Source organism: Pelomonas aquatica (assembly GCF_026712205.1).
GTDB classification, from domain to species: domain Bacteria; phylum Pseudomonadota; class Gammaproteobacteria; order Burkholderiales; family Burkholderiaceae_C; genus Pelomonas; species Pelomonas aquatica.
On record NZ_JAPPUW010000010.1, the window covers coordinates 18,693 to 43,549 of the forward strand.

Annotated in this window: 21 protein-coding genes; 6 read left to right on the forward strand and 15 right to left on the reverse strand. The window is 65.8% G+C overall.

Features of this window, described 5'->3' with window-relative positions; genetic code table 11:
- Window positions 1-61: 61 nt before the first annotated feature.
- Together NYP07_RS12240 and folE are read right to left on the reverse strand one after the other, a co-directional pair.
- On the reverse strand, window positions 62-1,279 hold the full coding sequence (locus NYP07_RS12240; RefSeq protein WP_268150805.1) for a c-type cytochrome: 1,218 nt from the start codon (window positions 1,277-1,279) through the stop codon (window positions 62-64).
- 58 nt (window positions 1,280-1,337) lie between these two features.
- Complete coding sequence (gene folE, locus NYP07_RS12245; protein WP_378990826.1) at window positions 1,338-2,069, reverse strand: GTP cyclohydrolase I; 732 nt, start codon at window positions 2,067-2,069, stop codon at window positions 1,338-1,340.
- Between the two features lie 618 nt (window positions 2,070-2,687).
- On the opposite strand from folE, the gene NYP07_RS12250 reads away from it, so the two are divergent.
- Both NYP07_RS12250 and NYP07_RS12255 read left to right on the forward strand, forming a co-directional pair.
- Complete coding sequence (locus NYP07_RS12250) at window positions 2,688-2,885, forward strand: MCP four helix bundle domain-containing protein (RefSeq protein WP_268150808.1); 198 nt, start codon at window positions 2,688-2,690, stop codon at window positions 2,883-2,885.
- A 38-nt stretch (window positions 2,886-2,923) separates the two neighbouring features.
- Window positions 2,924-4,062, forward strand: a protein-coding gene (locus tag NYP07_RS12255; RefSeq protein ID WP_378990825.1) for an IS3 family transposase whose coding sequence is annotated in 2 segments (ribosomal slippage) — window positions 2,924-3,164 and window positions 3,164-4,062 — 1,140 coding nt in all. Because the reading frame shifts where the segments join, the coding sequence is not laid out codon by codon here.
- Window positions 4,063-5,094: 1,032 nt separating this feature from the next.
- Here the strand turns inward: NYP07_RS12255 and NYP07_RS12260 are convergent.
- The 11 genes from NYP07_RS12260 to NYP07_RS12310 form a co-directional block, all read right to left on the reverse strand.
- Window positions 5,095-6,135, reverse strand: a complete 1,041-nt coding sequence (locus NYP07_RS12260; RefSeq protein ID WP_268150811.1) for a hypothetical protein — start codon at window positions 6,133-6,135, stop codon at window positions 5,095-5,097.
- 458 nt (window positions 6,136-6,593) lie between these two features.
- Window positions 6,594-6,806, reverse strand: a complete 213-nt coding sequence (locus NYP07_RS12265; RefSeq protein WP_268150813.1) for an anti-sigma factor family protein — start codon at window positions 6,804-6,806, stop codon at window positions 6,594-6,596.
- An 894-nt stretch (window positions 6,807-7,700) separates the two neighbouring features.
- Window positions 7,701-8,627, reverse strand: a complete 927-nt coding sequence (locus NYP07_RS12270) for a carbohydrate kinase family protein (protein WP_268150815.1) — start codon at window positions 8,625-8,627, stop codon at window positions 7,701-7,703.
- Between the two features lie 22 nt (window positions 8,628-8,649).
- A complete protein-coding gene (locus tag NYP07_RS12275) occupies window positions 8,650-10,746 on the reverse strand; it encodes a glycoside hydrolase family 32 protein (protein WP_338091311.1) in 2,097 nt (698 codons plus the stop codon).
- Window positions 10,740-11,795, reverse strand: coding sequence for an ABC transporter ATP-binding protein (locus NYP07_RS12280; RefSeq protein WP_268150818.1), 1,056 nt, complete (start codon window positions 11,793-11,795; stop codon window positions 10,740-10,742). Before NYP07_RS12280 ends, NYP07_RS12275 begins: the two co-directional genes overlap by 7 nt.
- Window positions 11,796-11,874: 79 nt before the next feature.
- Window positions 11,875-12,759: a carbohydrate ABC transporter permease gene (locus NYP07_RS12285; protein WP_268150820.1), complete on the reverse strand. Its 885-nt coding sequence runs from the start codon at window positions 12,757-12,759 to the stop codon at window positions 11,875-11,877.
- Entirely contained in the window at window positions 12,756-13,814 is a 1,059-nt protein-coding gene (locus NYP07_RS12290; protein WP_268150822.1) for a carbohydrate ABC transporter permease, read from the reverse strand. Before NYP07_RS12290 ends, NYP07_RS12285 begins: the two co-directional genes overlap by 4 nt.
- Window positions 13,804-15,042, reverse strand: coding sequence for a sugar ABC transporter substrate-binding protein (locus NYP07_RS12295; protein ID WP_268150824.1), 1,239 nt, complete (start codon window positions 15,040-15,042; stop codon window positions 13,804-13,806). The genes NYP07_RS12290 and NYP07_RS12295 overlap by 11 nt, the downstream gene beginning before the upstream one ends.
- Entirely contained in the window at window positions 15,039-16,067 is a 1,029-nt protein-coding gene (locus tag NYP07_RS12300) for a LacI family DNA-binding transcriptional regulator (protein ID WP_268150826.1), read from the reverse strand. The genes NYP07_RS12295 and NYP07_RS12300 overlap by 4 nt, the downstream gene beginning before the upstream one ends.
- A gap of 174 nt (window positions 16,068-16,241) precedes the next feature.
- Entirely contained in the window at window positions 16,242-18,377 is a 2,136-nt protein-coding gene (locus NYP07_RS12305) for a hypothetical protein (protein WP_268150828.1), read from the reverse strand.
- Between the two features lie 15 nt (window positions 18,378-18,392).
- The gene (locus tag NYP07_RS12310; RefSeq protein ID WP_268150830.1) at window positions 18,393-21,059 is read right to left on the reverse strand and encodes a TonB-dependent receptor; all 2,667 of its coding nucleotides are present in this window, start codon (window positions 21,057-21,059) and stop codon (window positions 18,393-18,395) included.
- Between the two features lie 84 nt (window positions 21,060-21,143).
- On the opposite strand from NYP07_RS12310, the gene NYP07_RS12315 reads away from it, so the two are divergent.
- Complete coding sequence (locus tag NYP07_RS12315; RefSeq protein ID WP_268150832.1) at window positions 21,144-22,235, forward strand: IS630 family transposase; 1,092 nt, start codon at window positions 21,144-21,146, stop codon at window positions 22,233-22,235.
- Here NYP07_RS12315 and NYP07_RS12320 read toward each other — a convergent pair.
- Window positions 22,232-23,134, reverse strand: coding sequence for a pirin family protein (locus tag NYP07_RS12320; RefSeq protein WP_268150834.1), 903 nt, complete (start codon window positions 23,132-23,134; stop codon window positions 22,232-22,234). The two genes, NYP07_RS12315 and NYP07_RS12320, sit on opposite strands and share 4 nt — an antisense overlap.
- Entirely contained in the window at window positions 23,131-23,685 is a 555-nt protein-coding gene (locus tag NYP07_RS12325; RefSeq protein ID WP_268150836.1) for an NADPH-dependent FMN reductase, read from the reverse strand. Before NYP07_RS12325 ends, NYP07_RS12320 begins: the two co-directional genes overlap by 4 nt.
- A 94-nt stretch (window positions 23,686-23,779) precedes the next feature.
- On the opposite strand from NYP07_RS12325, the gene NYP07_RS12330 reads away from it, so the two are divergent.
- From NYP07_RS12330 to NYP07_RS12340, 3 genes are read left to right on the forward strand one after another with little or no spacing between them, the layout of a single operon-like run.
- Window positions 23,780-23,983 (forward strand): heavy-metal-associated domain-containing protein, encoded by a 204-nt coding sequence (locus NYP07_RS12330; protein ID WP_268150838.1) that lies wholly within the window; start codon window positions 23,780-23,782, stop codon window positions 23,981-23,983.
- A 34-nt stretch (window positions 23,984-24,017) separates the two neighbouring features.
- Window positions 24,018-24,437, forward strand: coding sequence for an HD-GYP domain-containing protein (locus tag NYP07_RS12335; protein WP_268150840.1), 420 nt, complete (start codon window positions 24,018-24,020; stop codon window positions 24,435-24,437).
- 38 nt (window positions 24,438-24,475) lie between these two features.
- Window positions 24,476-24,850, forward strand: a complete 375-nt coding sequence (locus NYP07_RS12340) for a hypothetical protein (RefSeq protein ID WP_268150842.1) — start codon at window positions 24,476-24,478, stop codon at window positions 24,848-24,850.
- The last annotated feature ends 7 nt before the right edge of the window (window positions 24,851-24,857 follow it).

Here is a 24,857-nt window from a genome sequence, read left to right on the forward strand (position 1 = left end):
GGAGGTTGACGTCGGAAGTGCCGACAGGGGATAGATGTCGCGAACCGTGCGGGCGTTCCCGTCAAAGCGATTTCAGGTACTGCGCGAGGTCCTTGATGTCGGACGGTGTGAGGCCGAGGTTGCGCCTGGCGTTGTAGGCAGCACCCACGTCTTCCAGCGTCGCGGCGCTGCCGTCATGGAAGTAGGGTGCGTGCTGCCACGCCCCCTTCAACGGCGTGGTGCGGTACATCCGTGTGGCCGAACGCCCCGCGTGGCTGGGTGTTTCGGGTTCGGCCATGGATGCGTCCGGCCCGTGCAGGCGCGCGTTGGCATCGGTGAAGAGGCTGCCGCTGTGGCAGGCGATGCATTGCGCCTTGCCTTCGAAGAGCAGTTTTCCGCGCCCCGCCGCGATGGCGTCGAAGCTGCCGGCCGGCGCCGCGGGCGCAGCGAGGGAGAGCTGATACGCCTGCAGACCGGCCAGCTTCGGGCTGACCAAGTCCGCGGTGCTGTTGATGGTGGTGGCCGCGGGCATTCGCGGGTCGAAGAAGCTGCCCAGGCCGCCCATCTGGGTGACCGCCACGTAGCGGTTCCAGTAGGCAATGTCGTCGCCGTCGCCAGTGAAGGTGATCTTGTGGATTCCGGCCAGGCCATAGGCCGGCGGGATGACAGCGGGCTTGCTCTTGCCGTCGATGTTGAAGCGGGCGTCGTACTTGCCCCTGCCCCAACTGGCGAACACCGCCTGGGTGTCGGCGTCGAGTGCGGGCGACAGCGAGACGATCTTGCCAACGTCGAGATCGCGATTGGCCCAGCCGTCCAGGCGCTTGCCGATGCCGGGTGCGAACGAGTTGTCCACGGTGGAGTGGCACAGCGCGCAGGTCACGCCCAGGCTGCGCAGCTTGAGCACGGTGCCTTCCTTCTCCACTCGGCCCTTGAGGCCCACCACAGCGTCCAGTTGCAACAGGGCCAGAGTGGTCTGCGGGTCGTCCAGCGGTACTTTGCCGGCGGCGAGCGCCTGCTTGAGCGAATCCGGTAGCGCGTCGGCGTCGACCTTCAGGCCCACGTCGAGTGCCAGGGCTGGGGTAACGGTCGTCGTCACGGCCTCATGCATGCGCAGCTTGTCGGTCCACTTCGCCTCGTCGCCGAAGGTCTCGTAGCGGAAGGTCTGGCGGCCTTCGTCCACCAGCGTGCTGTCGGACGGCGCCTCGGGCGCGGCCTCGCCGCTGATGCCGCCGCTGCTGCCGCCGCAGGCGACCAGCGCCGCGGCGAGCGTGGCTGATGCGCTCCATGCCAGGTATCTCATGGGATCTCCAAGGTTGTGATGCCCGTTGGACGCCACGACCCGCCCCCGCGTTCCCGTCTCAACGACCCGGTACGCGCATCAGACTCAGGAACTCACGGCGCAACGCCGGGTCTCTCAGGAAGGCCCCTCGCATCACGGAGTTGGTCATGCGTGAATCGGCGTCCTTCACGCCGCGCCAGTGCATGCAAAAGTGTGTGGCCTCGACAACCACCGCCAGGCCGTCGGGGCTCACGCGCCGCTCCAGTTCATCCGCCAATTGCGTGATGGCTTCCTCCTGGATCTGCGGGCGGCTCATGACCCAGTCGCAGATGCGCGCGTACTTGGACAGGCCGATGAGGTTGGACGCGGCATTGGGCAGCACGCCGATCCAGGCCTTGCCCACGATGGGGCACAGGTGATGCGAGCAGGCGCTGCGAACGGTGATCGGGCCGATCAGCATCACGTCGTTGAGGCGCGAGACGTTGGGGAACTCCGTCACCGGTGGGGCCGGTTCGTAGCGCCCGCGGAACAGCTCGGTCACGAACATCTTGGCCACGCGACGGGCGGTGTCGGCGGTGTTGTGATCCTTGTCGGTGTCGATCACCAGGGCGTGCAGCACCTCGCGCAGCCGGTGCTCCACATCACCGCGCAATTCATCGAGTTCGCCGTCCCGGATGAACGCGGAGATGTTGTCGTTGGCGTGGTAGCGCTGCTGGGCGTGGATGAGGCGGTGGCGGATTCGATCCGAGACGGACATGCGGGGCAGCGTGTCGGGGAGAAGGGTCGAAGGAGCGTCGGCAAGCATGGCCATCCCATGGTGGAAAACCGCTTGGACGTCATGACACTACGCCGCGTTCCCGATTGGGCGACTCTTTGCTCTGCGCGATGGCGCACCGACACCGCCACTAGAGGAGACGCCGCGCCGACCGCTCACATGAATATGGCAACCAACCTGGACTTCAAACGGCAAGTGCGTGAGGCGTCGTGGTGAATGCTGACGGCATCAAGACATCGAAGTGGTCGGGACGACGAGCGCCACCTCGTCGTTGCAGCAAAGCGGGCCCTGGAGTTCACAGCTTGTTCGCGACGGACGGTAGCGGCTGTCCCGGCACCCGTAGCTCTATGTGTCCCGAGTTCTCCTACACGTTGGACGCCACCCGCTCATATCCTTAGCTCCAATGCACGACGAACGCGCCTGATCGCGCGTGACTCAACCCCTGTCGCCGCTCATGGGGAATCAGTCCGCCGAGATCGGCTGCACGAAATCTCGCGCCGAACGGGCACACTTTCGCGCTCGATTTCACGGCGGCACTTTCAATTGCATCAATTCCATGCCGTTTCAAACGTTGCCAACCTAGACTGCGCGCCGCGCCGTGGCAACCGAGCCAGCGCCGACACCCGTTTGAACTTTCGTCCGCTTGAGGAAGCTATGCGCCGTGAACTGACTGTTGCCCAACGGCTGGCCCTGGGCTTCGGGCTCCTGCTGGTCCTGTTCCTGCTGATCTCGGCGTTCGCCTGGCGGGCGCTGCAGCAGTCCGACGCGGCGATGAAGAGCGTCTACGAGGACCGCACCGTGCCGATGGGGCAGCTCGGCGATGCGCTGCCCCCTGAGATTCGCAGCAGGTAGTTCTAGAGTCCGATCAACCCGAGATGGAGATCGGACCGATGAAGAAGCGATACAGCGAGGAACAGATCATTGGGTTCCTGCGTGAGGCCGATGCTGGCCTGCCGGTCAAGGAGCTGTGCAGGAAGCATGGCTTCAGCGAGCCGAGCTACTACGCCTGGAAGGCCAAGTTCGGCGGCATGAACGTGTCGGACGCACAGCGGTTGAAGACGTTGGAGGCGGAGAACACGAAGCTCAAGAAGCTGCTGTCCAACTCGATGCTTGAGATCGACGCGATGCGCGAGGTGCTCAAGGGAAAGTGATGGCCGTGGCGGCGCGGCGCGAGGTCGTGCGGCAGTTGCAGGAGAAGGGCTTGAGCGAACGCCGAGCCCTCAGGCTGGTGGGCATGAGTGCCAGCACCCTGCGCTACCGGCCCCGCGACGATGGCAACGGCAGGCTGCGCGAGCGATTGACGGAACTCGCCGGCCAGCACCGCCGCCACGGCTATCGCATGCTGCACAGCCGACTGCAGCTCGAAGGCTGGACGATCAACGTCAAGCGGACGTACCGGGTCTACCGCGAGGAAGGGCTGATGGTGCGCAAGCGCCGCCGCAAGAAGCTGCCCGTGCCCGAGCGGCAGCCGTTGGTGCGCCCGACGCAACCCGATGAGGTGTGGAGCATGGATTTTGTGTTCGACGAACTGGCCAACGGCCGCAGGGTCAAGACGCTGACTGTTGTGGACGACTGCAGCAAGGAGGCGGTACAGATCGCCGTGGATACGTCGATCCCCGCGCTGTACGTCACGCGAGTGCTCGACCAGGTCAAAGCCGAGCGAGGCTTGCCCAAAGTGATCCGTACCGACAACGGCCCGGAGTTCGCGGGCCGAACGATGCAGAGCTGGGCCGCCAGGAACGGCGTCGAACTGCGCTTCATCCAGCCCGGCAAGCCGGTGCAGAACGCATACATCGAGAGCTTCAACAGCCGCTTCCGCGACGAGTGCCTGTCGCAGCACTGGTTTGCCAGCCTGAGCCACATGCGCAGCGTCATCGACAACTGGCGCGAGGACTACAACCACAGCCGGCCGCACAGCACCCTCGGGTACGTGCCACCGGCCGTGTTCGCCGCGCGATGCCGCCAGCATGCTGGCGGCATCGCGCCAAACCCAGCATCGACAACTACGATGCAAACCCCAGGGCTCTAGATCGAAGTGCTACGAATCCTGGGGGCAGCGCACTGTCAGTGCGCAGCTGTTGAGGGCGTCGACCGGCTGAAGCGAGTCGTCTATCCCGGGCGGGCACGACTGGGAAGGTGAGGCCCTTTGTATTCAAGGAGAGCCGGAGTAACGGCTGGACGAGATCTCAGCCCCCGAATTCGTAGAGGAGTCCTGACGTTCGCCGAGGGCCGCGGATCCACTCGGCCGCCAAAGGTCTTCTAGCTGCTGGTATCTCCTGGCGATGCCTTGCAAGTACCGTATGAGGATGCGCAGCCAGCTTCGCGTGACGGAGGCGTCCGACCTACGACTCGAAGGGCTCGCCCGGTGTTGGTGCTGCTGCAAGAGGCCCAAGTGCATGTTGGGCGGCTGTAGCTGCAGGGGCTGCACTTTCCAACTTCAATACAGGCCACTTTCCACCCCATGTCACAACTTTCCAACTTCGGGATGAAATCCCATCTGCAATGTTGAAGAAGGCCCGCAACAAAGCCTGCGCCGACGCAACAGTGCGAAGATTCCTCGGGTGGGCTTGAATAGAGGCGCTCATTCGTGCCGTGCTGCGACCAAATCCAGCCGTCGGCTCAGCACTTCCTCGTACTCAGCAGCTGACGCCAGGAGTTGTTCAATCTGCCTGACTGTCGTCCGCATGAGCGTAAGGTCACCCAGGTCCGTGACGTTCCGCTTCGCTGCCACACGAGCCGAGAGGTTGTCCATGACAGCTCGTGCCGTTTCGACAGTTTCCAAGATCTGATGGGGTGCTCGTCTCATGTGTGCCTTCAAGGGTGCCTGCAGGTCAAAGGCAGAGCTTCACTCCCAGGGTGACCGGAAGTCAAATGGCAATCGCGCGGCCCGGCGCTGTGTGCTCAGATATCTTGACCATACTTGTACCGATGCCTCGGAAAAGCGCCCATCGCAAAACTTGTCACCGGAGGGATCTCCGCGGAGTCGGACCGCGACGAGCTGGTCCGCGCCAGCAACGAGATCTACCGGCAACTGTCGCCGAAGACGTCCGGCTGAAGCCGCCTAGGCCTTGCCCGATGCGCTGCGCTTGAACACGCCGGCAGGGCGAGGCACGTCCCAGAAGGTGTTGTTCATGTTGCTCTCGATCTCGTGGAGTTGGGCGGTCGCCGCTTGACCATCCGCTTGACTCATCTTGCCGGCCTCCACCTGAGCCTGGATTTTTGCCAGCTGATCGGTCCGCTCCTCAAAGCGCCGCCGGTTCAGCTTAAGCCCGTCGATGAACATCTTGGCGGTCGCCCGGAGGATCTCCGGGTACTTCTGACAAAACTCGACCGCCGGCCGCAGTGACTCGGTCACGTCAATCCAGTTCGAATTCGCGTCTGCGATCTCATCGAAATGCGCCGGTGCAATGATGCGAACATCAGGAATGCCGGTGTCGGCCACACCGATGTCTCGGTACACCTTCCGTGCCAGCTCAGAGCAATATGCGAACGTTTGGGCTGACTCCTTGGTCGGCAGGATCTTGTAGGGTTGCGCCAAGTAGAAGGCGCATGCCCGAAGGAAGCTGTCGGCATCGTCGGGGCCAACGGCCTTGTGGCGGATGATGCGCCAGCCAGGCGCCGCATCGGCGAGAACCTCCGGAAGGATTCGATTTGACGCACCCACACCGGGGATAGCATCGACGCAGATGTAATCCGCGTGCACGATCGCCACATGGCTGGACCGCGCGTTTTTGTACAGCGTCTTCTGCACCAAGGCGAGCGCCTGGCTTCCCGTCATCAAGATGAGGTCGCCGGGCTGGAACCACCCGTCGAGTGCTTCAAGACCTTGCATGAACTCGTTGTCCTGCCCGCGCATCATCGCGACGTGCAGGTCGGTCTGATGCGTAGGAACGCCGCTCACTTTCGACATGAACTGCAGGATCGCGTCAGGCATGTTGCGCAAGTTGTTGGCCAACTTGGCAGCCCCCTCGTCGGTGGCAATTTGCTGAAAAAGGTCGGCAGCAGCGGTGTTGCGCGCAACCTCTTGAATCGTCGGCGGTTTGGTCATCGATCTGGTCTCCTTGTTTGAGATGGCAGCAAGCTGCTCCGTGACGGCCGTCATCGCTGGCCTAACCTAACCATGTGGGGAGACCCGGCTGGAATTCAACTCCCGCGTGACAAGAGGGCGTCCGCACGCCCGGTTGCGCTGATATAACTCGCCCCCCCCCCCCCGCCGCTCAGGTGTTTTGGCGCCCCCCCCCGGTGGACACGAGTCGCCCGCCGACATACCGGTAGCCCGACGCTGCGAGGTCAGGAATGGCGATGGGCCTCTTGAGCTTGTCCGAAACCATGCGCACCAGCTCCACCTTGCCGATATCCGAACCTGCTCTGAGGCGTAGGCGACGTAGCTGCTGCGGGTCTCGCCGGCTAGGGCGGCCATTCCGGCGCTGGGCTGGCCCACTGCGCCATGCATCTGCCAGCCACTGAAGCCGCCCATGCCCAGCGACAGGAACACGGCTGCGGCGATCTGCCAGTTCCAGGGTTTCGGCCGGCGCTGGCCGCTCACCGTGGCGGACAGGTTCAAGCGCTGCGGGATGGGTTCGCTGGCGACTGCGCCAGGCCGGAACGAAGGAACTGGCGCTGCGCAGCAAGGTCGGCGACGGTGGCCACCGTGTCGGAATTGCGGTTGAGGAAATCCTGAACCTCCTGATGGTGGTCAGGTTCCAGCGCGTTGCCCACGAAGGCGTGCAGATCCTCCTCGACGACGGACGCCGGCGACTGCGACTTGCTCATCAGTTCATCCTCCGCAGCACCGGCTGACCTAAAGTCAACTGGCGATCGTGCAGCCTGGCCCTGTGCGCTCAGATATCTTGGCCCAGCTTGTACCGATGCTTCGCGATAGCGTCCATCGCAAAACTTGTCACCGGAGAACTTGACGCCATCTCCATAGGTCCATGCGACCTGCATACAGCTTGCGCCACGTTTCATGGGCGCCCGAACAAAACGTGCCAGAAAATGGTTTTTGACCCCGTCTGAGCCACCTGGAGCAATGCACAGAGATCGCCATTTATTGGTTGAATCAGGAACGCGATTCGTTGAACTTTCCACCTCGCAAGGAACTTGCCGGAGCCGGGGCCCTCGGACTGAAAGTTGTCCCTCCCCCAAAACGCCTGTTTGCCACAAATTCGCCACAACGCGAAGAAAGGCAAGCATGGCAAACATCCGCAAGAGGGGAGCGGGCTACCAAGCCCAGGTCCGTATTCGAGGCTTTCAGCCTCTCACTCACAGTTTCAAGACCAAGGCCGACGCCGTCCAGTGGGCGAATGAGCGGGAGGCCGAGGTGCGCAGGGGCACCTACGTCGACACGCGCAGTCTGCGCGCCGAGTGGCTTCTGACTGCGGTGGGAAGCAAGGGGGGGCACGGGGGGGAATCCGGCCCGTTCGCTCATCCTGTGCCCGCTGACATTTTTCGGCCAAACATCGCGATTCCCGATGGCGCGGATGCAGTGCTATAGGTCTGCGACCAGAGCTTCGACGCCTGCGACCATTGCTCTGGCGTCTTGGTCCGAGTAGTCGTTCCACTTGCCGTGAGCAGCCTTGTTGCCAATATCGTGGCGGAAATCGTGGAATCGAAGGTCCTCGATGCCGGCTAACGATCCTTCTCAGCGGGTTCCATAGTATCGCTACGTCATACCACTTCTACTCGCCGCGGGAGATCAGCGCCGCGCCGCGTACAGGTGATCGACGCCGCCGTGGATGCAAATTCGAGGGCGAGTCTCAACTGATCGCCGTCAAGCGATCCGACCGCTTCTATCGACAGCAGTGCGTGCTCCGAGAGCCAAGTGAGCAAGGCGGCCTGAAAGGTGTCTCCAGCGCCGACGGTATCGACGACGTCCACCGGACGCGCGTCCACTTCGATCTCGGCAGCGTCGGTGAACCCGGCCACGCCGCTTCCCCCCTTGGTGACGATCACCAGGCGGCAGCCCGACCGCAACCACCCGGCAGCGACCTCGTGGATCGCCACGCCGGGAAAAGCCAGATGCAAGTCTTCAGAGCTCACCTTGATGACGTGAGCCCTGCTCGCCATCCAGGTCGTCATCTCCTTCCACCGCTCGAGGTTCGGCTCGACGTTGAGGCGCAGATTGGGGTCGTAAGCAATCAGGCGCCGTCCTCGCTCGCGCTCGACCAGCAGGCGCTGCGCCGAGGCCACCGGCTCGACGACCGTCGCGTAGGAGCCGAAATGCAGCGCCCGGATGTCGTCGCCCAGGTCGGGAAGGTCATCGGCGGTGACCATGCGGTCCGCGCACCCCGTGCCGTAGAAGGCATAGGAAGCGGAACCGTCTGCCGCCAGCCCGACCAGGCCCAGCGTCGTGGGCGCGTCGACGAGCGGGCAATAACCGATGTCGACATGCTCGGCCGTGAGGGCCTTGCGCAGGCGGTCTCCGAGGAAGCCCTTCGAGAGGCCGCCGAAGAAGGCCACCGGCTGACCCAGCCGCGCCAGGCCTATGGCGACGTTGAAGGGCGATCCGCCCACGCGTGCGTCGAGCACCACGCCCGAGGACGTCTCCTGCTCCGCGAAGACGTCCATCAGCGCTTCACCACAAACCAAGAACATCGTTGAACCCTTTCTGGTGGAGTCAGGCGCCTGCCCGGTACATGGTGCCGCCGACGGCACAGACTTCGAGGAGCCCGATGCGCGGGTCTTCGGCGCCATGGAAGAAGCCCAGGGCCACGTCGGCCGGGTCGCAGTAGACGAGGTCGGAGATGGCGACCAGGCCGTAGTCGGCGAACACCTCCAGCGTGCTGCCGTCGACCCAGATCTCCAGGCTGAGCTCATCGGAGGTCAGCAAGCGCGGCGCCGTGTGCCGTTCGGACTGGCCGGCGAACAGGGGGGAAGCCGTCGTGCGGTCGATGAAGAACGATTCGGACGCCGGGTCGAACCCGACCTTGATCGCGCCGGCCGCACCCTTGAACAGTTCCACGCCGATGGCCGCGCCGACCGCCGCTCGCGACAAGCGCAGCCTCACCCGCAGTTGACGGCCGACTGGCGCGCTGCCGGCCAGTGTTGCGGCCACCTGGCTGGCCGGCGCATCGGCCGCGCGCTGCAGCGGTATCGGATTGACCAGCGCCTTCGCCTCTTCCACGACGGTCTGGCACAGGCGCAGGCCTCGGGGCGTGGCCGCGAGGCTCAGCTCGCGCGGCAACGACTGCTGGCCGCGCCACGGCTGCGTGGGAAGCACCCTCGCGTAGTCCCAGTTGCTCATCCAGCCGAGCCACACCACGCGGCCAGCCGGCATGTTGGCGAACGTGATCGGCGCATAGAAGTCGCGCCCGTGGTCGGCCCAGAGCGTGATCTCGGCATTGCCGGGCTGGCGTATCGGCCGGTCCGTCATGACGATGTGGTCGACGCTGATGTGCCCCCATCCCCCGGTCGCTTCGTCGACGATGCGCAGTTGCGCGCCCAGCCCGATGAGGGTCGCCACGTCCCACGACATCCATTTCAGGATCTCGGTGTCGTCACCTGAGGCCTGTTGAAGCACCTGCCCGCCGATGACCAGCTCGATGCGCGTCGCGTGGCTGCGCCCACCCGCGATCTGGAAGCACAGGGAGGGCTTCGTGATGGTGAACACCGGCGACGTCAACGTCCCCGTGCTGCCGTCGCCCCCATGAAACGACGAAGCGAAGCCGCGGCCCAGGAAGCCGCCCACATGCTGCTGCCCCGCCAGCGAACCGCCGGCAGGTCCGCTGCCGAACGCCGTGCCGCTGACCTGCCACCCTGCTGGGAAGCGATCACCTTCGAAGTCGGCCACCAGGTCGCCTGGCGGCGGCGTGACGGCATCCACGGTGTCGCTGGCATCGGCCTTGAAGCTCGTGCCGTCGAAGTCGCCGACGAAGTACTGGACGCCGCTGCCGCCCCAGATGGAGCCGAGGTTGACCGAGACGACCAGCACCCAGCGCTTCAAGCCGGGTGCGCCCACCACCGGCAGCTCGAACAGCTCCGGCACCTCCCAGATGTTGTTCGCGGCCGAGCCGGCCGGCCCGAAGGTCGACACCTTGCTCCAGTGCTTCAGGTCGGCCGAGGTGTAGAACCAGACCTCCTGGCGCAGGGCCGCCACGACCAGCATCACCCAGCGACGCGTCGGCTCGTGCCAGAACACCTTGGGGTCGCGGAACTCGGTGGATCCGATGTCGATGATCGGGTTGCCGGCGTAGGGCACATAGGTTCGCCCGCGATCGAGGCTGTAGGCGAGGTGCTGCGATTGGATCTTCGTCGTCGGGTCGAAGCCGGTGAAGAAGGCGATCAGCGCCGGGGTGGAAGAACCCGCAGGCGCGAAGCCGCCCGTGTTGTCGTGGTCCACCACGACGCAGCCAGAGAAGGCCATGACGTGCTCGGTCGCGGCAATTGCCACGGGCTGCTCTCGCCAGGAGACCAGGTCGGTGCTGAGGGCGTGGCCCCAGCTGATGTTGCCCCACTGCGCGTCGAAAGGGTTGTACTGGTAGTACAGGTGGTACTCGCCGTCGAGCAGGACCAGCCCGTTCGGGTCGTTCATCCAGTTGCGCTGCGGGCTGTAGTGGAAGCGGGGGCGCCAGGCTTCCGACTCCGAGAGCGGGGGCCGAGGTGTCGGTGCGGGGGGATTCACGATGGGTGGTGTCTCAGGAGAGTGGGTGGACGCGCCGCCGCCACAACCGGCAAGCGCCAAGGTGCCAAGGTAGAAGACGCGCCGGGTCAACACGACGCGAGGCGGGCGCCGGCGGCATCGAAGTAGTGAAGCCGTTCGGGCGCGATCCGCAGCGATCGGCCTTGGCCGAAGGCCGTGGTCCTGTCGGTGGTCAGCACGGTGATTTCATCGGGCATCTCGGGCATGCCCAGGTGCACCAGGGACTCGGCGCCCAGGCGCTCCACCAGCCGCACGGTCGTCGCGTCGCCAGGCACCAGGTCGATGTGTTCAGGACGCGCCCCGACCGTGCCTATACCGGCGGCGGCCAGCTCGGCATGCCCTCGGCCCGTCAGCATCTGCAGCAGCGCGCCGTTGGCGGGGATGACCTCGACCAGGTTCATCCGGTGCGTTCCCATGAAGCCGGCCACGAACAGGTTGGCGGGTGTGTCGAACAGCTCGTCCGGCGTGCCGAACTGTTCCAGCCCCTGGCGGCTGAGGGCCACGATGCGGTCGGCGAGCGTCATCGCCTCGACCTGGTCATGGGTCACGTAGACCGTCGTGATGCCGTGGCGGCGGTGTAGCTGCGCGATCTCCGTGCGCATCTGCCCACGCAGGTTGGCATCGAGGTTGGACAGCGGCTCGTCGAACAGGAAGGCCCTGGGTTCCCGGACGATGGCTCGGCCAATGGCCACGCGCTGGCGCTGGCCACCGGACAGCTGGGTCGGCTTGCGCTGCAGCAGATCCTCCAGCTGCAACTGGCGCGCGGCGCTCATGATCATCTCGTGGCGCCTGGCCTTGGGCGTCTTGAGGATCTTCAAGCCGAAGCCGATGTTGTCGTAGACGGACATGTGGGCGTACAGCGCGTAGTTCTGGAACACCATGGAGACGCCGCGCTCGACCGGCGGCAGCTCGTTGACCCTCGCGCCATCGAAGGTCAGCTCACCGCCGCTGACCGCCTCGAGCCCCGCGATCATCCGCAGCAAGGTCGATTTGCCGCACCCCGATGGGCCCACGAGCACGGTGAACTCGCCCTTGCGAATGTGCAAGTTCAGTCCCTTGAAGACGTAGCGGTCCGAGTGCTCCTCGTAGCGCTTGTCGACCTGGTCAAAAACGATGTTTGGCATGGTGAAACTGGGAACAGTCCGCGGTGGCTACCGATAGACATAGAACGTCAAAAAAAGGACCGGTTGGCGTCGGGGGAGATCAGCCCTTGATACCGGCGCCCACAACTGATCGGATGAAGTGCTTCTGGAACGCCAGGAAGAAGAGCAGCACCGGCAGGGTGATCAGCGAGGCGTAGGCCATGATCTCGCCCCACTGCGTCGTGCGGCCGTAGAACTGCTGCAGCCCCACCATCACGGTGCGCGCCTGTGAGGTGTGAACCGTCATCACCGGCCAGAGGTACTGGTTCCACATGCCCAGGAACAGGATGATCGCGGCCGTCACGATGACGGGCTTGCACACCGGCAGCACCACGCGCAGGTAGATCGTCAGCGCGCCGGCGCCGTCCATGCGCGCCGCCTCCAGCAGCTCGTCGGGCACGTCCTTGAAGAACTGGTAGAACAGGAACACGCAGAACGCGTTCGCCAGGAAGGGCATGAACTGCACGTGCAGGGTGTCCAGCCACCCCACGACGACGGCACCGGTGGCGATGTCGATCCAGGGCAGCTTGGACACGATGAGCAGCAGCGGGATCGCCAGGACCTCGAACGGCACGATGAGCAGGCCGATCACGAGGGCCAGCGCCAGGCCCTGGCCGCGCCACTTCAGCTTGGCCAACGCGAACGCGGCCGCGCTGTTGATGAAGATGCCCGCGACGACGGTGACCAGCGACACCACGCCCGAGTTGAAGAGGTAGGAGCCGATGGAGCCCTTCTCGAACATCGCGCGGTAGTTATCGAGCGTCCAGCTGGCGTCGGGGATCAGCGCGGTCGGGCTGCCCAGGTCGGCGAAGATCGTCTCGCTCGGCTTGAAGCCGGCGGCGAACATGAACAGCATCGGGTAGGCGAACACGACGCCGGCCAGCACCATCAACGCGACATGCAGCAGCCGACCGGCCACCCGCGCCCCTTCGGCGGATCGGCTCATGATCCCAACCTTTCCATGACCTTCTTCTGACCGAAGGAGAACAGCAGCACGAACAGGAAGAAGAACAGCGTCATCGCGGAGCCGTAGGCAATGTCCTGTTCCCTGAAGCCGACGCGGACCGCGTGGAAGATGATGGTGCTGGTCGAGTCGCGCGGCCCGCCGCCCGTGAGGACATCGACCTGCGTGAACAGGCCGAAGGCCATGATGGTGGTCGACAGCATGACGAACACCAGCGTGCGCCTCAGGCCGGGCAGCGTGATGTAGATGAACTTCTGCCAGGCGTTGGCGCCCATGACGCTTGCCGCCTCGTACTGGTCGTTCGAGATGCCCTGCAGGCCGGACAGGAAGATCAGCATCTGGAAGCCGGCCCCCTGCCACGCGGACATGATAGCGATGGACAGCATGGCCAGCCGCGGGTCGCCGAGCCAGTCGGGCTGCGCGGCGTCCTCGCCGAAAAGGGCACGCAGTACCTGGTTCAACAGCCCGGCGTCCGTGTGCAGGATCAGGCCCCAGATCGCCGAGACGACGACCATGGACGTCACGACCGGCGAGAAGAACACCGTCCTCAGACCGACGCGACCGCGGAACTTCTGGTTCACCCACAGCGCCATCGCGAAGGCCAGGCCGCATTGCAGCGGCACGACCAGCAGCGCGAACAGGAAGGTGTTCGCGATGGAGCGCAGGAACTGCGGATCACGGGCGCCGATCAGGTAGTGCGAGCCCGCCAGCCGGATGTCGGTGAGGTACTGGAAGCCTTCGAACGCCGCGGGCTCGGCCCGCTTGAGCTGGCGCCACTGGCGCGAGGGATTCAGCGGCTGCACGTCCGCCTCCGAAGGAGCGTCGACGAGCTTGAAGGAGAACATCCGGGCGTAGTTGTCGAGGCCGACCCACTCCACCTTGTCCGCCTGCAGCAGCTTGACGTTGGTGAAGCTGAAGCACACCGCCATGATGAACGGCAGCACGACGAAGCCGGCGAACAGCAGCATCGCAGGGCCGAGGAGCGTAGCCACCTCGCCCCAGCGGGCGTGGCCGAAGTGTTGGGTATCAGAAGCCATAGTCGCGGTTTCGCTTCAGGTCCTGCTGGATGGCCTCGACGGCGCGATCCAGCGCTTCGGCCGCATCGCCGCCTTCGCGGACTTCCTTCATCGCACGCTCGAAGCTGCTGCTGATGAGGGGATAGGCCGGCGTCTCCGGGCGCAGCACGCCGAACTGGCGCGCGAACTCGAAGTAGTCCCGGCCAAAGCCGCCGACGCGGTACATCGGCGTGGCGTCGGCCGCGGCCTCGCTGGTCGGCATCAAACCGGTCTCGATGGAGAACCGGGCGATCTCGTCCGTGCTGATCAGATGCTCGATGAACTGTCGCGCGCCGTCGGGATGGGGGCAGCTGCTCGAGACCGCCCATTGCCAGGAGCCGGCGCCGATGCGGGGCTTGTCGCCGAAGGCCGGCGGCGGCAGCACGGCCAGGTCGTCGTTGAACCTCCTGCGGTACTCGTTGTCCGCCCAGGAGCCGTTGTAGTTGAAGACGGCGCGGCCGCTGAGGAAGGCCTGCTCATCGACCGGCCGGCGTGACGCCAAGCGCTCATCGAACAGGCTGCGGTAGTAATCCAGCACCGCCAGCGCCTTGTCGCTGTTCAGGACGCCGTCCACCACCTTGAAGTTCCGGCGGTCGATCAGGTCGGCGCCGGCGCTCTGCAGCCAGGGGGAGAAGGCGTACGTCACCCATTCGCCGTTGCGCTGACCGTTGAGATCCAGGGGGTACCTCACGCCTTGCTTCTTGAGGCGGCGCAGGATCTCGCGGAACTCGTCGGCCGAGTAGGGTTGGTCCAGCGTGGCCGCGCGTATCCCGTACTTCACCAGTTCGCTCTTGCGGGCGAACAAGGCCAGCGCGACGTCGAACTGGCCAACCGCGTACAGATTGCCCTTGAGCGTCGAACGGCCGCCGGCGATCAGCTTGTCGGCGCCCGCAGGCCGCAGCTGCCCCTCCAGCGCCTGGATGTGCCCGGCCCACGCGAAGTTGGGGACCGAGGGCTGATCGAGGTCGAGCACGCAGGGCAGCTTCTTCGTCATCGCCGCGGCAACCACGGCCTGCTGGTAGGACCCCTGCGGCAGGGTCTCGACGACCACATGCCAGCGGTTCTGCTTGCGGTTGAAGCGCTCCACGGCGTGGGCGCTGGCGACCATCTCGCTGTCGCCGGTTTCATGGCGCCAGACGTGCAGTTCCAGAGGGACTGCCAGGGCGGCGCCAGCGGCCAGGAACAAGGCCGCCGGGATGGACCACTTCACCGTCGCCCCCCGCTCGCCACGCCCGCCACCGATGCCCGCGTTTGAACATCACAGCGCTCCTTGACCTTGCCGGTCTGCGACGGATCGCAGGCCAGCTGCGCGGCACGCATGCCCATCTGCAGGTACGGCAGCCGCACGCTCGTGAGCGGCGGGTCGGTGGCGTGCACCAGCATCGGGTGATCGTCGAAGCCGAGCACGGACACTTGATCGGGCACGGCGATCTGGCGCTTGTGCAGGCACTGGATGATGCGCGCGGCCATCTTGTCGTTGCCGGCCACCATGGCCGTGGGCTTGTGCACGCGCAGCACCTCGCTGACCAGCGCATCGATTGCGGCGAACTCGTCGTCGGGGCTGCCGCCCTGGGATCCCTGGACGAAGATCGGCTCGGGGGCGCCGTGGTCCTTGGCAGCCTTGAGATAGCCCTTGTGGCGCAGCTGGGTGGCACGCATGTCGGGATACAGCTCGAAGACCACGACCCGCTTGTGCTTGAGCTCATACAGGTGCGCCAGCCCTTCGCGCGCGCCCTGCTCGTCGTCGGGGACGACGGCCGGAAACTCGCCGCGCGGCGCGTAGCAGTTCAGCAGGACCATCCGCAGGTCGTCGGCGCGCTCCAGCAGCGCCGCGTCTATCGGTCGGTGGAAGTGGGTCGCGAAGATCAGCGCATCGACGCGGTGCTCGATCAGCTCGTCGATGAGGGAGGGGATGTCTTCATCCGACCCGCCGCTTTCCGCGATCAGCAGCCGCTTGCCCTGCTGCTTGGCCGCGAGCTGCAGGCCCTTGATCAGCTCGAAGGAGTCCGGGCTGGTGGTGATGCGGTCCGAGACGACGCCGATCAGGTTGGTCTTGACGCCTTTCAACGAGCGCGCGGCGATCGAGGGCCGGTACTTGAGCGCCTGCATGGCACCCACGATCAACGCCGACGTCTTCGTCGAGACGCAGTTGGGATCGTTGAGGTAGCGGGACACCGTCCTCACCGACACATTGGCAGCGGCGGCAACCTCGTATATCGTGGCCGAAGAAGTCATGTCTCCATCATTCTATTGAGAAAATGGCCATCGGTAGCCATTTGTCTATCGATAGTAATTCTTCTACTCTGAGCTGTTGCGCGGGTTTACCCGCAAGCTCAACGAAAAGGCGCCCTTGCGGCGCCTCTGCGATGACTCGCGAGGCAGGCGACACGCCCGCCCCGCCCTCACTCGCTACTTCTTGCGGATCGCGCCCATGTAGACATGGTCGAAGCTGACGAAGCCGCAGCCGCCAGACTCGTTGTCGAAGATCTGGACCTTGGCCTGCTTCCCCGCCTGGGCGGTGAGGTCGATCGTGACCCAGTTGCCGTCGTCCTTGATCGAGGACTGGCCGCATGAGTTGGGCGTGTAGGTGGCCAGGACTGCCCCTGACGCATCCAGCACCTTCAGGCCGACCGTGCCATTGGCGTTGCCACCGGACATCAGGAAGTTCAGGAACGGCCGGCTGGCGTCCACGGTGAACAGCGGCGAGGTCAGGGTGCCGGTCGACGCGTCGCAGCCCTTGTTGTTGCCATTCATCTCGCAAGTGCTGACGGCTCGGGCCCCGACTCGCGCGCCACCAGACACACCCTTCCAGGCGTCGGCATTCGCGGGATTGGCGAAGTCGCCGGTTGCGGTCCACACCTTGGCAGTCGCCACGGCGTCGTCGAAGTCGCCGATGATTTGAGCAAAGGCATCGGCCGTCACCGTGACATTGAATCCCAGCTTGGCTGTGGCCTCAGGCGTCAGAACGACCTTGCCACCGTCCTTGCCCTTGCCTGAGGGGTTCCATGCATTGGCCGACTGGTACCACTGGTCGGTACTGACAAAGCCGCATCCACTGGCCTCCTCGTCAAACAGCTGAGCCTTGATGTAAGCCGAGTTGAGCGCCGTGATGTCGATATGCGTCCAGTCGTCATCGTTTTGAATGAAAGACGGGCCGCAGCTGTCGGGGCTGTAGCTCAGCAACACATTGCCCACGGTGTCAAGGATGCGCATGCCGACCTTCTTTCCCACGCCACCGCCATGCATCAGGAAGTTGAAGTAGGCGTCCGTCACCTTGAACGCCGGCGACGTGAGCGTGCCGGTCGGCGAATCGCACGGCGTGCCAGGTCCGGCGATCTCGCAGGTGCTGATGGCCTTGTCACCCACCCGAGCAGCGGCGGGGTCGGTGCCGGTGGTGCCTTGCCAGCTCGTCGCGGTGGGCGAGGCAAACACACCCGTACCCACCCAGCCCCGCTTGGCGACCATGTCGACCGGGTTCTCGAAGCTGGCGAAGGGGATCATCTTCTGGAACGTCACCGGCCCTTCCACGGTCACCTTCACGGGCGTCAGGGGCTTGGTCAGCACACCCGCATTCGTGCCTCGCGGCTTGTCGGTCTGGTAGAAGTGGTCGAAGGCGACGAAGCCGCAGCCCGTCGTGGCGTTGTCGAAGATCTTGATCTGGACGGTCGAGCCGATCAGCCCGCTGGTGTCGAAGTTGACGTAGTGCTGGTCACCCTTGAGCACAGGATCGCCGCAGCTGTTGGGGTTGTAGGTGCCGAGCACCTGGCTGACCGACGAACCCGGCGGCGTATAGAGCACCTGGGCGCCCACGTCCGGCCCGCCATTGCCACCCGACATCAGGAAAGTGATCGAGTCCTTGGTGATGGTGACGTTGTTGATGGTGATGCTGCCCGTGGGCGCGTCGCATCCGCCACCACCGATCTCGCAGGTCGTCACCGAGGCATCGCCGATTCGTGCGGCGATCGGCGCCAGGGTCGCGTTGTTGTACTCGAGATTGTTCCAGTTCGTGGTGCTGGCGAAAGCCCCGGTCAAGGTGTACTTGACCGTGTCCTTCTGCATCTGGGCCGGGAACTCGAAGCTGGCGATGACGTTCTCATCGACAAACGTCGTGTCGTCGGTGGTCACATGAGCGGACTTGTTGGCAACGTGGCAGGTCGGGCAGGACGTCACCTTGATCGACAGCGCCAGGCTCGAGGGCGTCGAGTAGGTGTCGTCCGCCACCACCGTGACCTGATAGACGTTGTCCTTGTTCGCATCCGCCGGCGCCAGGAAATTGGGGGCAATGGCAAAACGGATCGAACCGTCGCCGCCGATCGAGAGCAGGGCCGCATCCGGTCCGGTGAGGGAGAGCTTGACGCTGTTGCCGTCGGGGCTCGATACCGAGAGCTTCGTCACGTCGCGCGTCAGCTCGGGAACGCTGATCGCGCCTGGATCGACGAAGACCGGGGAGTGCGGTTGCGGCAGCGCGCCGGGGGCGCCGCCATTGCCGCCTCCGCAGGAAGCAAGCACAACGCTCAGGGACAGCAGGCACAGGAGCTTTTTCATCGTTGTTCTCCCGGATCAGAAGAAGTAGGTGTACATGGCACGAACCGTGCGGCCGAACAGGGGCCGGCTCACGCCGCGATTGGTGGCGCCGTTGGGGCCCTTCAGGTCGATGAACACGGGATCGCCCTCCGTGAACGAGAGGCGATTGGTGATGTTCGAGACGTGGAACTGGAATGCGCTGTTCTTGTTGAAGTCCCAGATGAAGCCGCCGTCCAGGTGGTAGTACGCGGGGTACAGCGTGACGTTGACGTCCTGCGACTCGGAGAAGCGGCTGCCGAAGTACGTGTACTTGGCGTAGGGCTTGAGCGGCAGGCCGGTGTAGGGCTTCAGGTCCCAGCTGGCCTGCACATTGGCCATGACCTTGGCGAGGCGGCGCGGGCGCCGGCCGTCTTCGCCGATCTGCTCGAAGGTGTAGCCCGTGACGACATCATTGACGCGGGTCTCCTTGACCGTGCGGTAGTTCGCGTCGACCACCTTGGGATCCTGGATCACGCCGTTGAAGCGGAGCTCCAGCCCCTTGACGTCGCGCGGGCGCCAGGCCGCCTCCAGCTCCAGGCCGATGTTCTGGATGCCGCGGCGGTAGAACTCGCGCACCAGCGGGCAGCTGTTGATGTCCACCACGGTGCCGGCCTGCTTGCACTGCGAGGAGGTGAAGTCGCGGTAGTCGACGTACTGGTCGCGCGGGCTGAACTTGTTGTAGAACAGCGCGACTTGCGTGTCCCAGGTGTCCGCATAGAAGCGCAGGCCGGTCTCGTACTGCATGATCTTTTCGACCTTGCTGCCCGGCGCGTTGGGATCGAACTGCAGCTGGTTGAGCTGCTCGAGGCTCGGCAGCCGGAATGACCGGGACACCAGGCCGTACACCGCCAAGTTGGATCGGATCGAGTAGTTGCCGCCCAGCGACCAGCCCGTGCCGCTGACCCTGGAGTTCAGGTACTGGTTCGCGCCGGGCAGCAGCACCTCGTCATCCGCGATGGTGTCGGCCGTGCTGCCGGGCACCACGCCCGCGGGGGTCAGGTTGGTGGTCTGGTCGCGCACGTTGTAGACGACGTTGGCGCGCTGGGTCTGGTGGCGCACGCCAAAGTCGAGCTTGAGACGGTGATCCAGCGTCTCCCAGTGATCGAGCATGTAGACGGCCTCGCCCTTGACCTTGGCATCCGCCAGGTAGCCGAAGAAGCCCTGCCGCATCACGCCGTTGGACGTGACGGAGGGGCCTACCGGGCGTCCGCCGGCATCGATGGCACGAAGATCGACGAGTTCAGGGTGTTCGCCAATGGTCGACACGAGCAGCGAAGTCTGGAAGTTCTGCTTGTTGGCGTAGTCGGTGAAATAGCCGCCCAGCGTGAGGTGGTGCTCGCCCAGCCACTGCAGCGTCTTGCCCAGCTTCAGGTCGACCGAGGTGCTCTTGGCCACGGTGGTGGTGGTGAAGGGGATCAGGAAGTCGAGGTAGGCGCTGTCGGCGACGCGCGCGCCACCGCTCAGGCCGTAGGCCGCCACGCCGGTGGCCGTCGGATAGAACTTGCCGAAGCGCAGCACGTCGTTGTTGTAGCGGGCGTTGTTGAAGCGCGCCGCCGTGGTCGTGTCGTTGCCGGTGAACAGGCCGTTGAAGCCGCTGCTGCCCGACGAATGGCGCACGCCGCCGTCGAAGGTCCAGCCCGAGTCGAACTCGTGGCTGAGCTTGACCGTGTAGATGTCGAAGTTCGGGTGGATGCCGTTGGCCATGTCCACCTCGCGCTCACCGTACTCGCCGATCATCCGGAAGCGCCGGTTGGACGGCGACGCCACCGTGCCGTGGGCGAAGTCGATGCCGATCGGCCAAACCTGGTCCATGTTGATCCGGACCGGATTCGCCGGCGTGCCGGGCTGCGAGATGGCCGGGATCTGGAAGGGCACGTTCTGGTAGAACGCCGTGCGGTCGTTGATCTTCAGCGCGTGCAGCTGGACCTCGGTGCGGCCGTCGTCCGTCTGGTAGACCAGGTTGCCGCGCAGCTGGCCGCCCTTGTCGGCCGTGTAGCCGGTGTCGCGCAAGCCGCCCGAGGTGCGGTAGAAGCCCCCGACGGCGAAGGTCAGGTTCTTGTTGATCGGCCCCGACAGGAAGAAGTCGTTGCGCAGGAAGTTGTAGTCGGCGACCTCGAGCTTGTAGCCGCCCTCGAGGGTCTGGCCGCCCGTGCGGGTGATGTGGTTGACCGTGGCACCCAGGCCGTTCGAATAGAGGATGCCGCCGGTGCCGCCCTTGACCACCTCGACGCGCTTGGTCATCAGGTCGTCGCGCACCGCGACGTCGTTGTTCATGAAGGGCACTTCCGGCTCCTCGAACCAGGGCAGGCCGTCGATCAGCTGGGGTGCGTAGCGATAGCCGCCCGTGACGGGCAGGCCGCGCACGGTGATGTTGTTGCTGGCCTCGCCGGCGGTGCTGCCTTCGGCAAAGATGCCCGGCACGTTCTGCAGCAGATCGGCCGTGCTGATCGGCGCCAGGCGGCGGATCTCTTCCGCCGACAGCGTGTTGATGGTGTTGGTCGAGTCCTTCTTCAGCGTCTTCTTCACGCTGCCGGTGACGACCACGTCACCCAGACGTTCCGTTGGCTTGGGAACCGTCTCGGGTGCCGGCGCCTCCTGCGCGAAAGCGACCTGAAGGGAAAACGCCAGGGGCAACAGGCGCAGCGCGCCTCGCTTCAATCTCATGTCTCACTCCTAGTGTTTCGTCCCAGAAATAGATGGCATTAATATTGCAAGCCATTGCGGTATCTTGGCGACGGAAATACGGCAATGGCGAGAGGCAGACCGAAGACCGAACTGGTGCTCAGCGACGGCGAGCATGCGGAGTTGACCTCCTTCGCGCGCAGCCGCTCGCTGCCCGCCTCGCTGAGCGCGCGAGCGCGCATCGTGCTGGCCAGCGCGCAGGGCGAGGACAACAGCTCGATCGCCGCGCGGCTGCAAATGAGCAAGGCCACCGTGGGCAAATGGCGTCAGCGCTTCGTCGAGCAGCGCATCGCTGGCCTGTATGACGACTTGCGCCCGGGCCGGCCTCGCTCGATTGACGACGAACGCATCGCGCAGTTGATCAACACGACGCTGCACACCAAGCCCGCGGACGGCTCGACGCACTGGAGCGTTCGCTCCGCGGGGGCCGAGGCGGGCATCTCCAAGAGCACGGTGCAGCGCTACTTCAGCCTGTTCGGCCTGCAACCCCATCGCACCGAGAGCTTCAAGCTCTCCAACGATCCGTTCTTCATCGAGAAGTTGCGCGACGTGGTCGGCCTGTATCTCAACCCGCCGGACAACGCGATCGTGCTCAGCGTGGACGAGAAGAGCCAGTGTCAGGCGTTGGAGCGCACGCAGCCGATGCTGCCGCTGGGCTTGGGCTACGTCGAGGGCGTCACGCACGACTACAAGCGCCACGGCACCACGACGCTGTTCGCCGCGCTGGACGTCCTCACCGGCGAAGTCCTCGCCCGCTGCAAGCCGCGTCACCGGCATCAGGAGTTCCTGTCGTTCCTGCGTGAGATCGACAAGGCGGTGCCGCCCGAGTTGGACGTGCACTGCATCGTCGACAACTACGCCACCCACAGCCACCCCAAGGTCAAGGCCTGGTTGGCCGAGCGGCCGCGCTGGCACCTGCACTTCACCCCCACCTACAGCTCGTGGCTGAACCAGGTCGAGCGCTTCTTCGCGCTCATCACCGACAAGGCGATCCGTCGCGGCTCATTCGACAGCGTCAAGCAACTCGTGCAGCGCATCGACCACTTCGTCGCCTCCCACAACGAGAACTGCCAGCCCTTTCGCTGGACCGCGACCGCCGACTCGATCCTCGAGAAGCTGCATCGACTTTGTTCACGTATTACTGGGACAGAACACTAAGGCTTTCTGAGCGCCGGCACCGGCGGCACCGCGATGCGCGGGCCGCTGTAGCCCCTGACGATGCCGAAGCGCCCGCCGTCCTCGCGGGCCCAGTCCATCGCCCAGGCCTGCATCTCGGCCGGCTCGCGGCCGACGAAGTTCCACCACAGCAGCGGCGGTGCGGCCCAGGGCTCGCCGCCCAGCAGCAGCAGCCGGGCGCCGGCCGCGCAGCGCAGCTCCACCGATTCGCAGCCCGTGCCGACATAGAGCAGCGTGCCCGGCCTGACGGTCTCGACGGCGGCGTGGCCGGCCGGGCTCACGTCCACCTCGCCCTCCAGCAGCATGAAGCCGTGCTCGAAGCGCGAATCCAGCGCCAGCGCCGCGCAGGCCGGCCCGGCGGCGGCCAGGTCCACACCCAGCAGCGGCGTGAAGCTGGGCAGCGGCGAGCGCCGGCCCGCGAACTCGCCCACCAGCACAGTCGCGTCCCAGCCTTCGTCCAGCGTGGCGCGCGGCAGGTCCGGGAAATGCTGGAAGCTGGCGGGCCGATCGCGCTCGGCGTCGGGCAGCGCGATCCACAACTGGGCCAGGTGGATGCGGTCGGACAGCGACTCCTCGCTGTGCGAGATGCCCCGGCCGGCCGTCATCAGGTTGACCTCGCCGGCGCGCAGCACCTGCTCGGAGCCCAGGCTGTCGCGGTGCAGGATCTCGCCCTCGATCATCCAGCTGAAGGTGGACAGGCCCGTGTGCGGGTGGGGGCCCACATTCATGCGCTTTTCGCGCGGCAAGGTCGCAGGGCCGGCATGGTCGGCGAAGCACCAGGCGCCGACGGCGCGCCGGCCCTTGTTCGGCAGCGCGCGCTGGATGGGCAGGCCGCCCACGTCGCCGACGTGGCTCTCGATGCGCTCGACGAACGGGCTCATGATGCTCGCCCACCGACGAAGCTGACGAAGCCCTGCACGAACTGCGCGAGCTGCTCGCGCACCTTGTCGTCGACAAGATGGCCGTCGGCATCGAAGACCGTGCCGGCCCGTGACACCATCAGCCGCCCCGCCATCCAGAAGTCGCAGCCGAAGGCGCGCAGCACGGACAGCAGCGCGTCCTGCGACTGCACGGTGCCGAAGCCGCCGGGCGTCGCGCCGACCATGCCGGTGGGCCTGCCGCCGAGCAGCTTCGCGCCCTCGCCGCTCGGGCGCGACAGCCAGTCCAGCCCGTTCTTCAGCACACCGGGGATGCCGTTGTTGTATTCGGGCGTGCCGATCAGCAGCGCGTCCGCGGCGCGGATGGCCTCGCGCAGCGTCGTGACCGCCGGCGGAATGCCCTGGGCCTCGACATCGCCGTCGTAGAGCGGGATGCCGTGCAGCGTGTGCAGCTCGATGGCCACGCCCGCGGGCGCCATGCCGGCCGCGGCGCGCAGCAGCGCGGTGTTGTAGGAGGCGCGGCGCAGTGCGCCGCTGAGGGCGATGATCTTCATTGGGCCTCTCCTGGCGGTGACGCGGCCATGATGCCAGCAGCCGGCGCGCCGCAGCTAGGATGACGCCGCCGCCGACCCGCCATCGCGCCCCAGCATGCACCACCTCTTCACCCTGCCCGACATGAGCTGCGGCCACTGCGTCGCCGCCATCGCCCAAGCCCTGAAGGCCGCCGACGCGCAGGCCGGCGTCGAGGTCGACCTGCAGGCCCGGACGGCCGCGGTCGACAGTGCCCTGCCCCGCGAGCCCCTGGCCGCCGCGCTGACGGAGGCCGGCTATCCGCCTGCGGCCGAAGGCTGAACGCGCCGAAGTGCCGCCCCGGTTCCCGACCCACATGTCCCGCACCGCCGCCTCCGCAGGCCAGGTCAACCCCCACTACCTCGACCCGGCCTTCCTGCGGCGCGGCGCGCCGCTGCAGGCCGAGCAGTGGCGCCAGATCGTCAGCCATCCGGTCATCGGCCACCACGTGCTGCGCCACCTGGACGGCGGCGGCGCCGAACTGGCCGAGCTGGTGCTGGGCCACCACGAGCGGCTGGACGGCTTCGGCTACCCGCGCGGCCTGCGGGGCGAGCAGTTCACGCCGGCCACGCAGGCGCTGGCCGTCGCCGAATGGCTGACCGGCCTGATGGAGCAGGGCCCGGGCGCCGGCATCCACGCCGGCATCGCGACCAAGCTCATCCCCGGCGAATTCGGCGAACCGGTGCTGGAGCTGCTGCGCGCGGCGCCCGCGCCAGCGGCGCGCCGCCGCGCCTGACCGAGGCGCCCGGCTCGCTGGCCGACGCCCTGCCCCAGGTGCTCTACGTGACGGAGGTGCTGGCGCGCTGGCGTGCCGCGCGCGGCAGCTTCGACGAGCGCCTCGCCCTCGCCAGCCCCGAACTGCGCGACCTCGTCGCGCTGTGCCGGCACCGGCTGCTGCAGCTGCAGGCCTCGTTCACGAGCGCCGGGCTGGACGCCGAGCATCCCGAGAGGCTGGTGCGCGGCCTGGCCGACGACGAAGGCGGCCCGCTGCAGCAGGAGCTGCTGTCGCTGGTGCGCGAGCTCCACTGGCGCATCGGCGAGATGGAGCGCGAGGTGCTGCTGCGCGCCCACCAGATGAGCCGGGACGACCAGGCTCTCGTCCACACGATGCTCGCTGCGCTCAAGAGCGCCGTGCCGGCCGAGCCCTGACCCGGCC

Excerpts from the sequence above, each read along its gene's own strand:
- NYP07_RS12240 (WP_268150805.1), bottom strand. The coding sequence starts at position 1,279 with ATGAGATACCTGGCATGGAGCGCATCAGCCACGCTCGCCGCGGCGCTG.
- folE (WP_378990826.1), bottom strand. The coding sequence starts at position 2,069 with ATGGCCATGCTTGCCGACGCTCCTTCGACCCTTCTCCCCGACACGCTG.
- NYP07_RS12250 (WP_268150808.1), top strand. The coding sequence starts at position 2,688 with ATGCGCCGTGAACTGACTGTTGCCCAACGGCTGGCCCTGGGCTTCGGG.
- NYP07_RS12260 (WP_268150811.1), bottom strand. The coding sequence starts at position 6,135 with ATGACGGCCGTCACGGAGCAGCTTGCTGCCATCTCAAACAAGGAGACC.
- NYP07_RS12265 (WP_268150813.1), bottom strand. The coding sequence starts at position 6,806 with ATGAGCAAGTCGCAGTCGCCGGCGTCCGTCGTCGAGGAGGATCTGCAC.
- NYP07_RS12270 (WP_268150815.1), bottom strand. The coding sequence starts at position 8,627 with ATGTTCTTGGTTTGTGGTGAAGCGCTGATGGACGTCTTCGCGGAGCAG.
- NYP07_RS12280 (WP_268150818.1), bottom strand. The coding sequence starts at position 11,795 with ATGCCAAACATCGTTTTTGACCAGGTCGACAAGCGCTACGAGGAGCAC.
- NYP07_RS12285 (WP_268150820.1), bottom strand. The coding sequence starts at position 12,759 with ATGAGCCGATCCGCCGAAGGGGCGCGGGTGGCCGGTCGGCTGCTGCAT.
- NYP07_RS12290 (WP_268150822.1), bottom strand. The coding sequence starts at position 13,814 with ATGGCTTCTGATACCCAACACTTCGGCCACGCCCGCTGGGGCGAGGTG.
- NYP07_RS12300 (WP_268150826.1), bottom strand. The coding sequence starts at position 16,067 with ATGACTTCTTCGGCCACGATATACGAGGTTGCCGCCGCTGCCAATGTG.
- NYP07_RS12305 (WP_268150828.1), bottom strand. The coding sequence starts at position 18,377 with ATGAAAAAGCTCCTGTGCCTGCTGTCCCTGAGCGTTGTGCTTGCTTCC.
- NYP07_RS12310 (WP_268150830.1), bottom strand. The coding sequence starts at position 21,059 with ATGAGATTGAAGCGAGGCGCGCTGCGCCTGTTGCCCCTGGCGTTTTCC.
- NYP07_RS12315 (WP_268150832.1), top strand. The coding sequence starts at position 21,144 with ATGGCGAGAGGCAGACCGAAGACCGAACTGGTGCTCAGCGACGGCGAG.
- NYP07_RS12320 (WP_268150834.1), bottom strand. The coding sequence starts at position 23,134 with ATGAGCCCGTTCGTCGAGCGCATCGAGAGCCACGTCGGCGACGTGGGC.
- NYP07_RS12325 (WP_268150836.1), bottom strand. The coding sequence starts at position 23,685 with ATGAAGATCATCGCCCTCAGCGGCGCACTGCGCCGCGCCTCCTACAAC.
- NYP07_RS12330 (WP_268150838.1), top strand. The coding sequence starts at position 23,780 with ATGCACCACCTCTTCACCCTGCCCGACATGAGCTGCGGCCACTGCGTC.
- NYP07_RS12335 (WP_268150840.1), top strand. The coding sequence starts at position 24,018 with ATGTCCCGCACCGCCGCCTCCGCAGGCCAGGTCAACCCCCACTACCTC.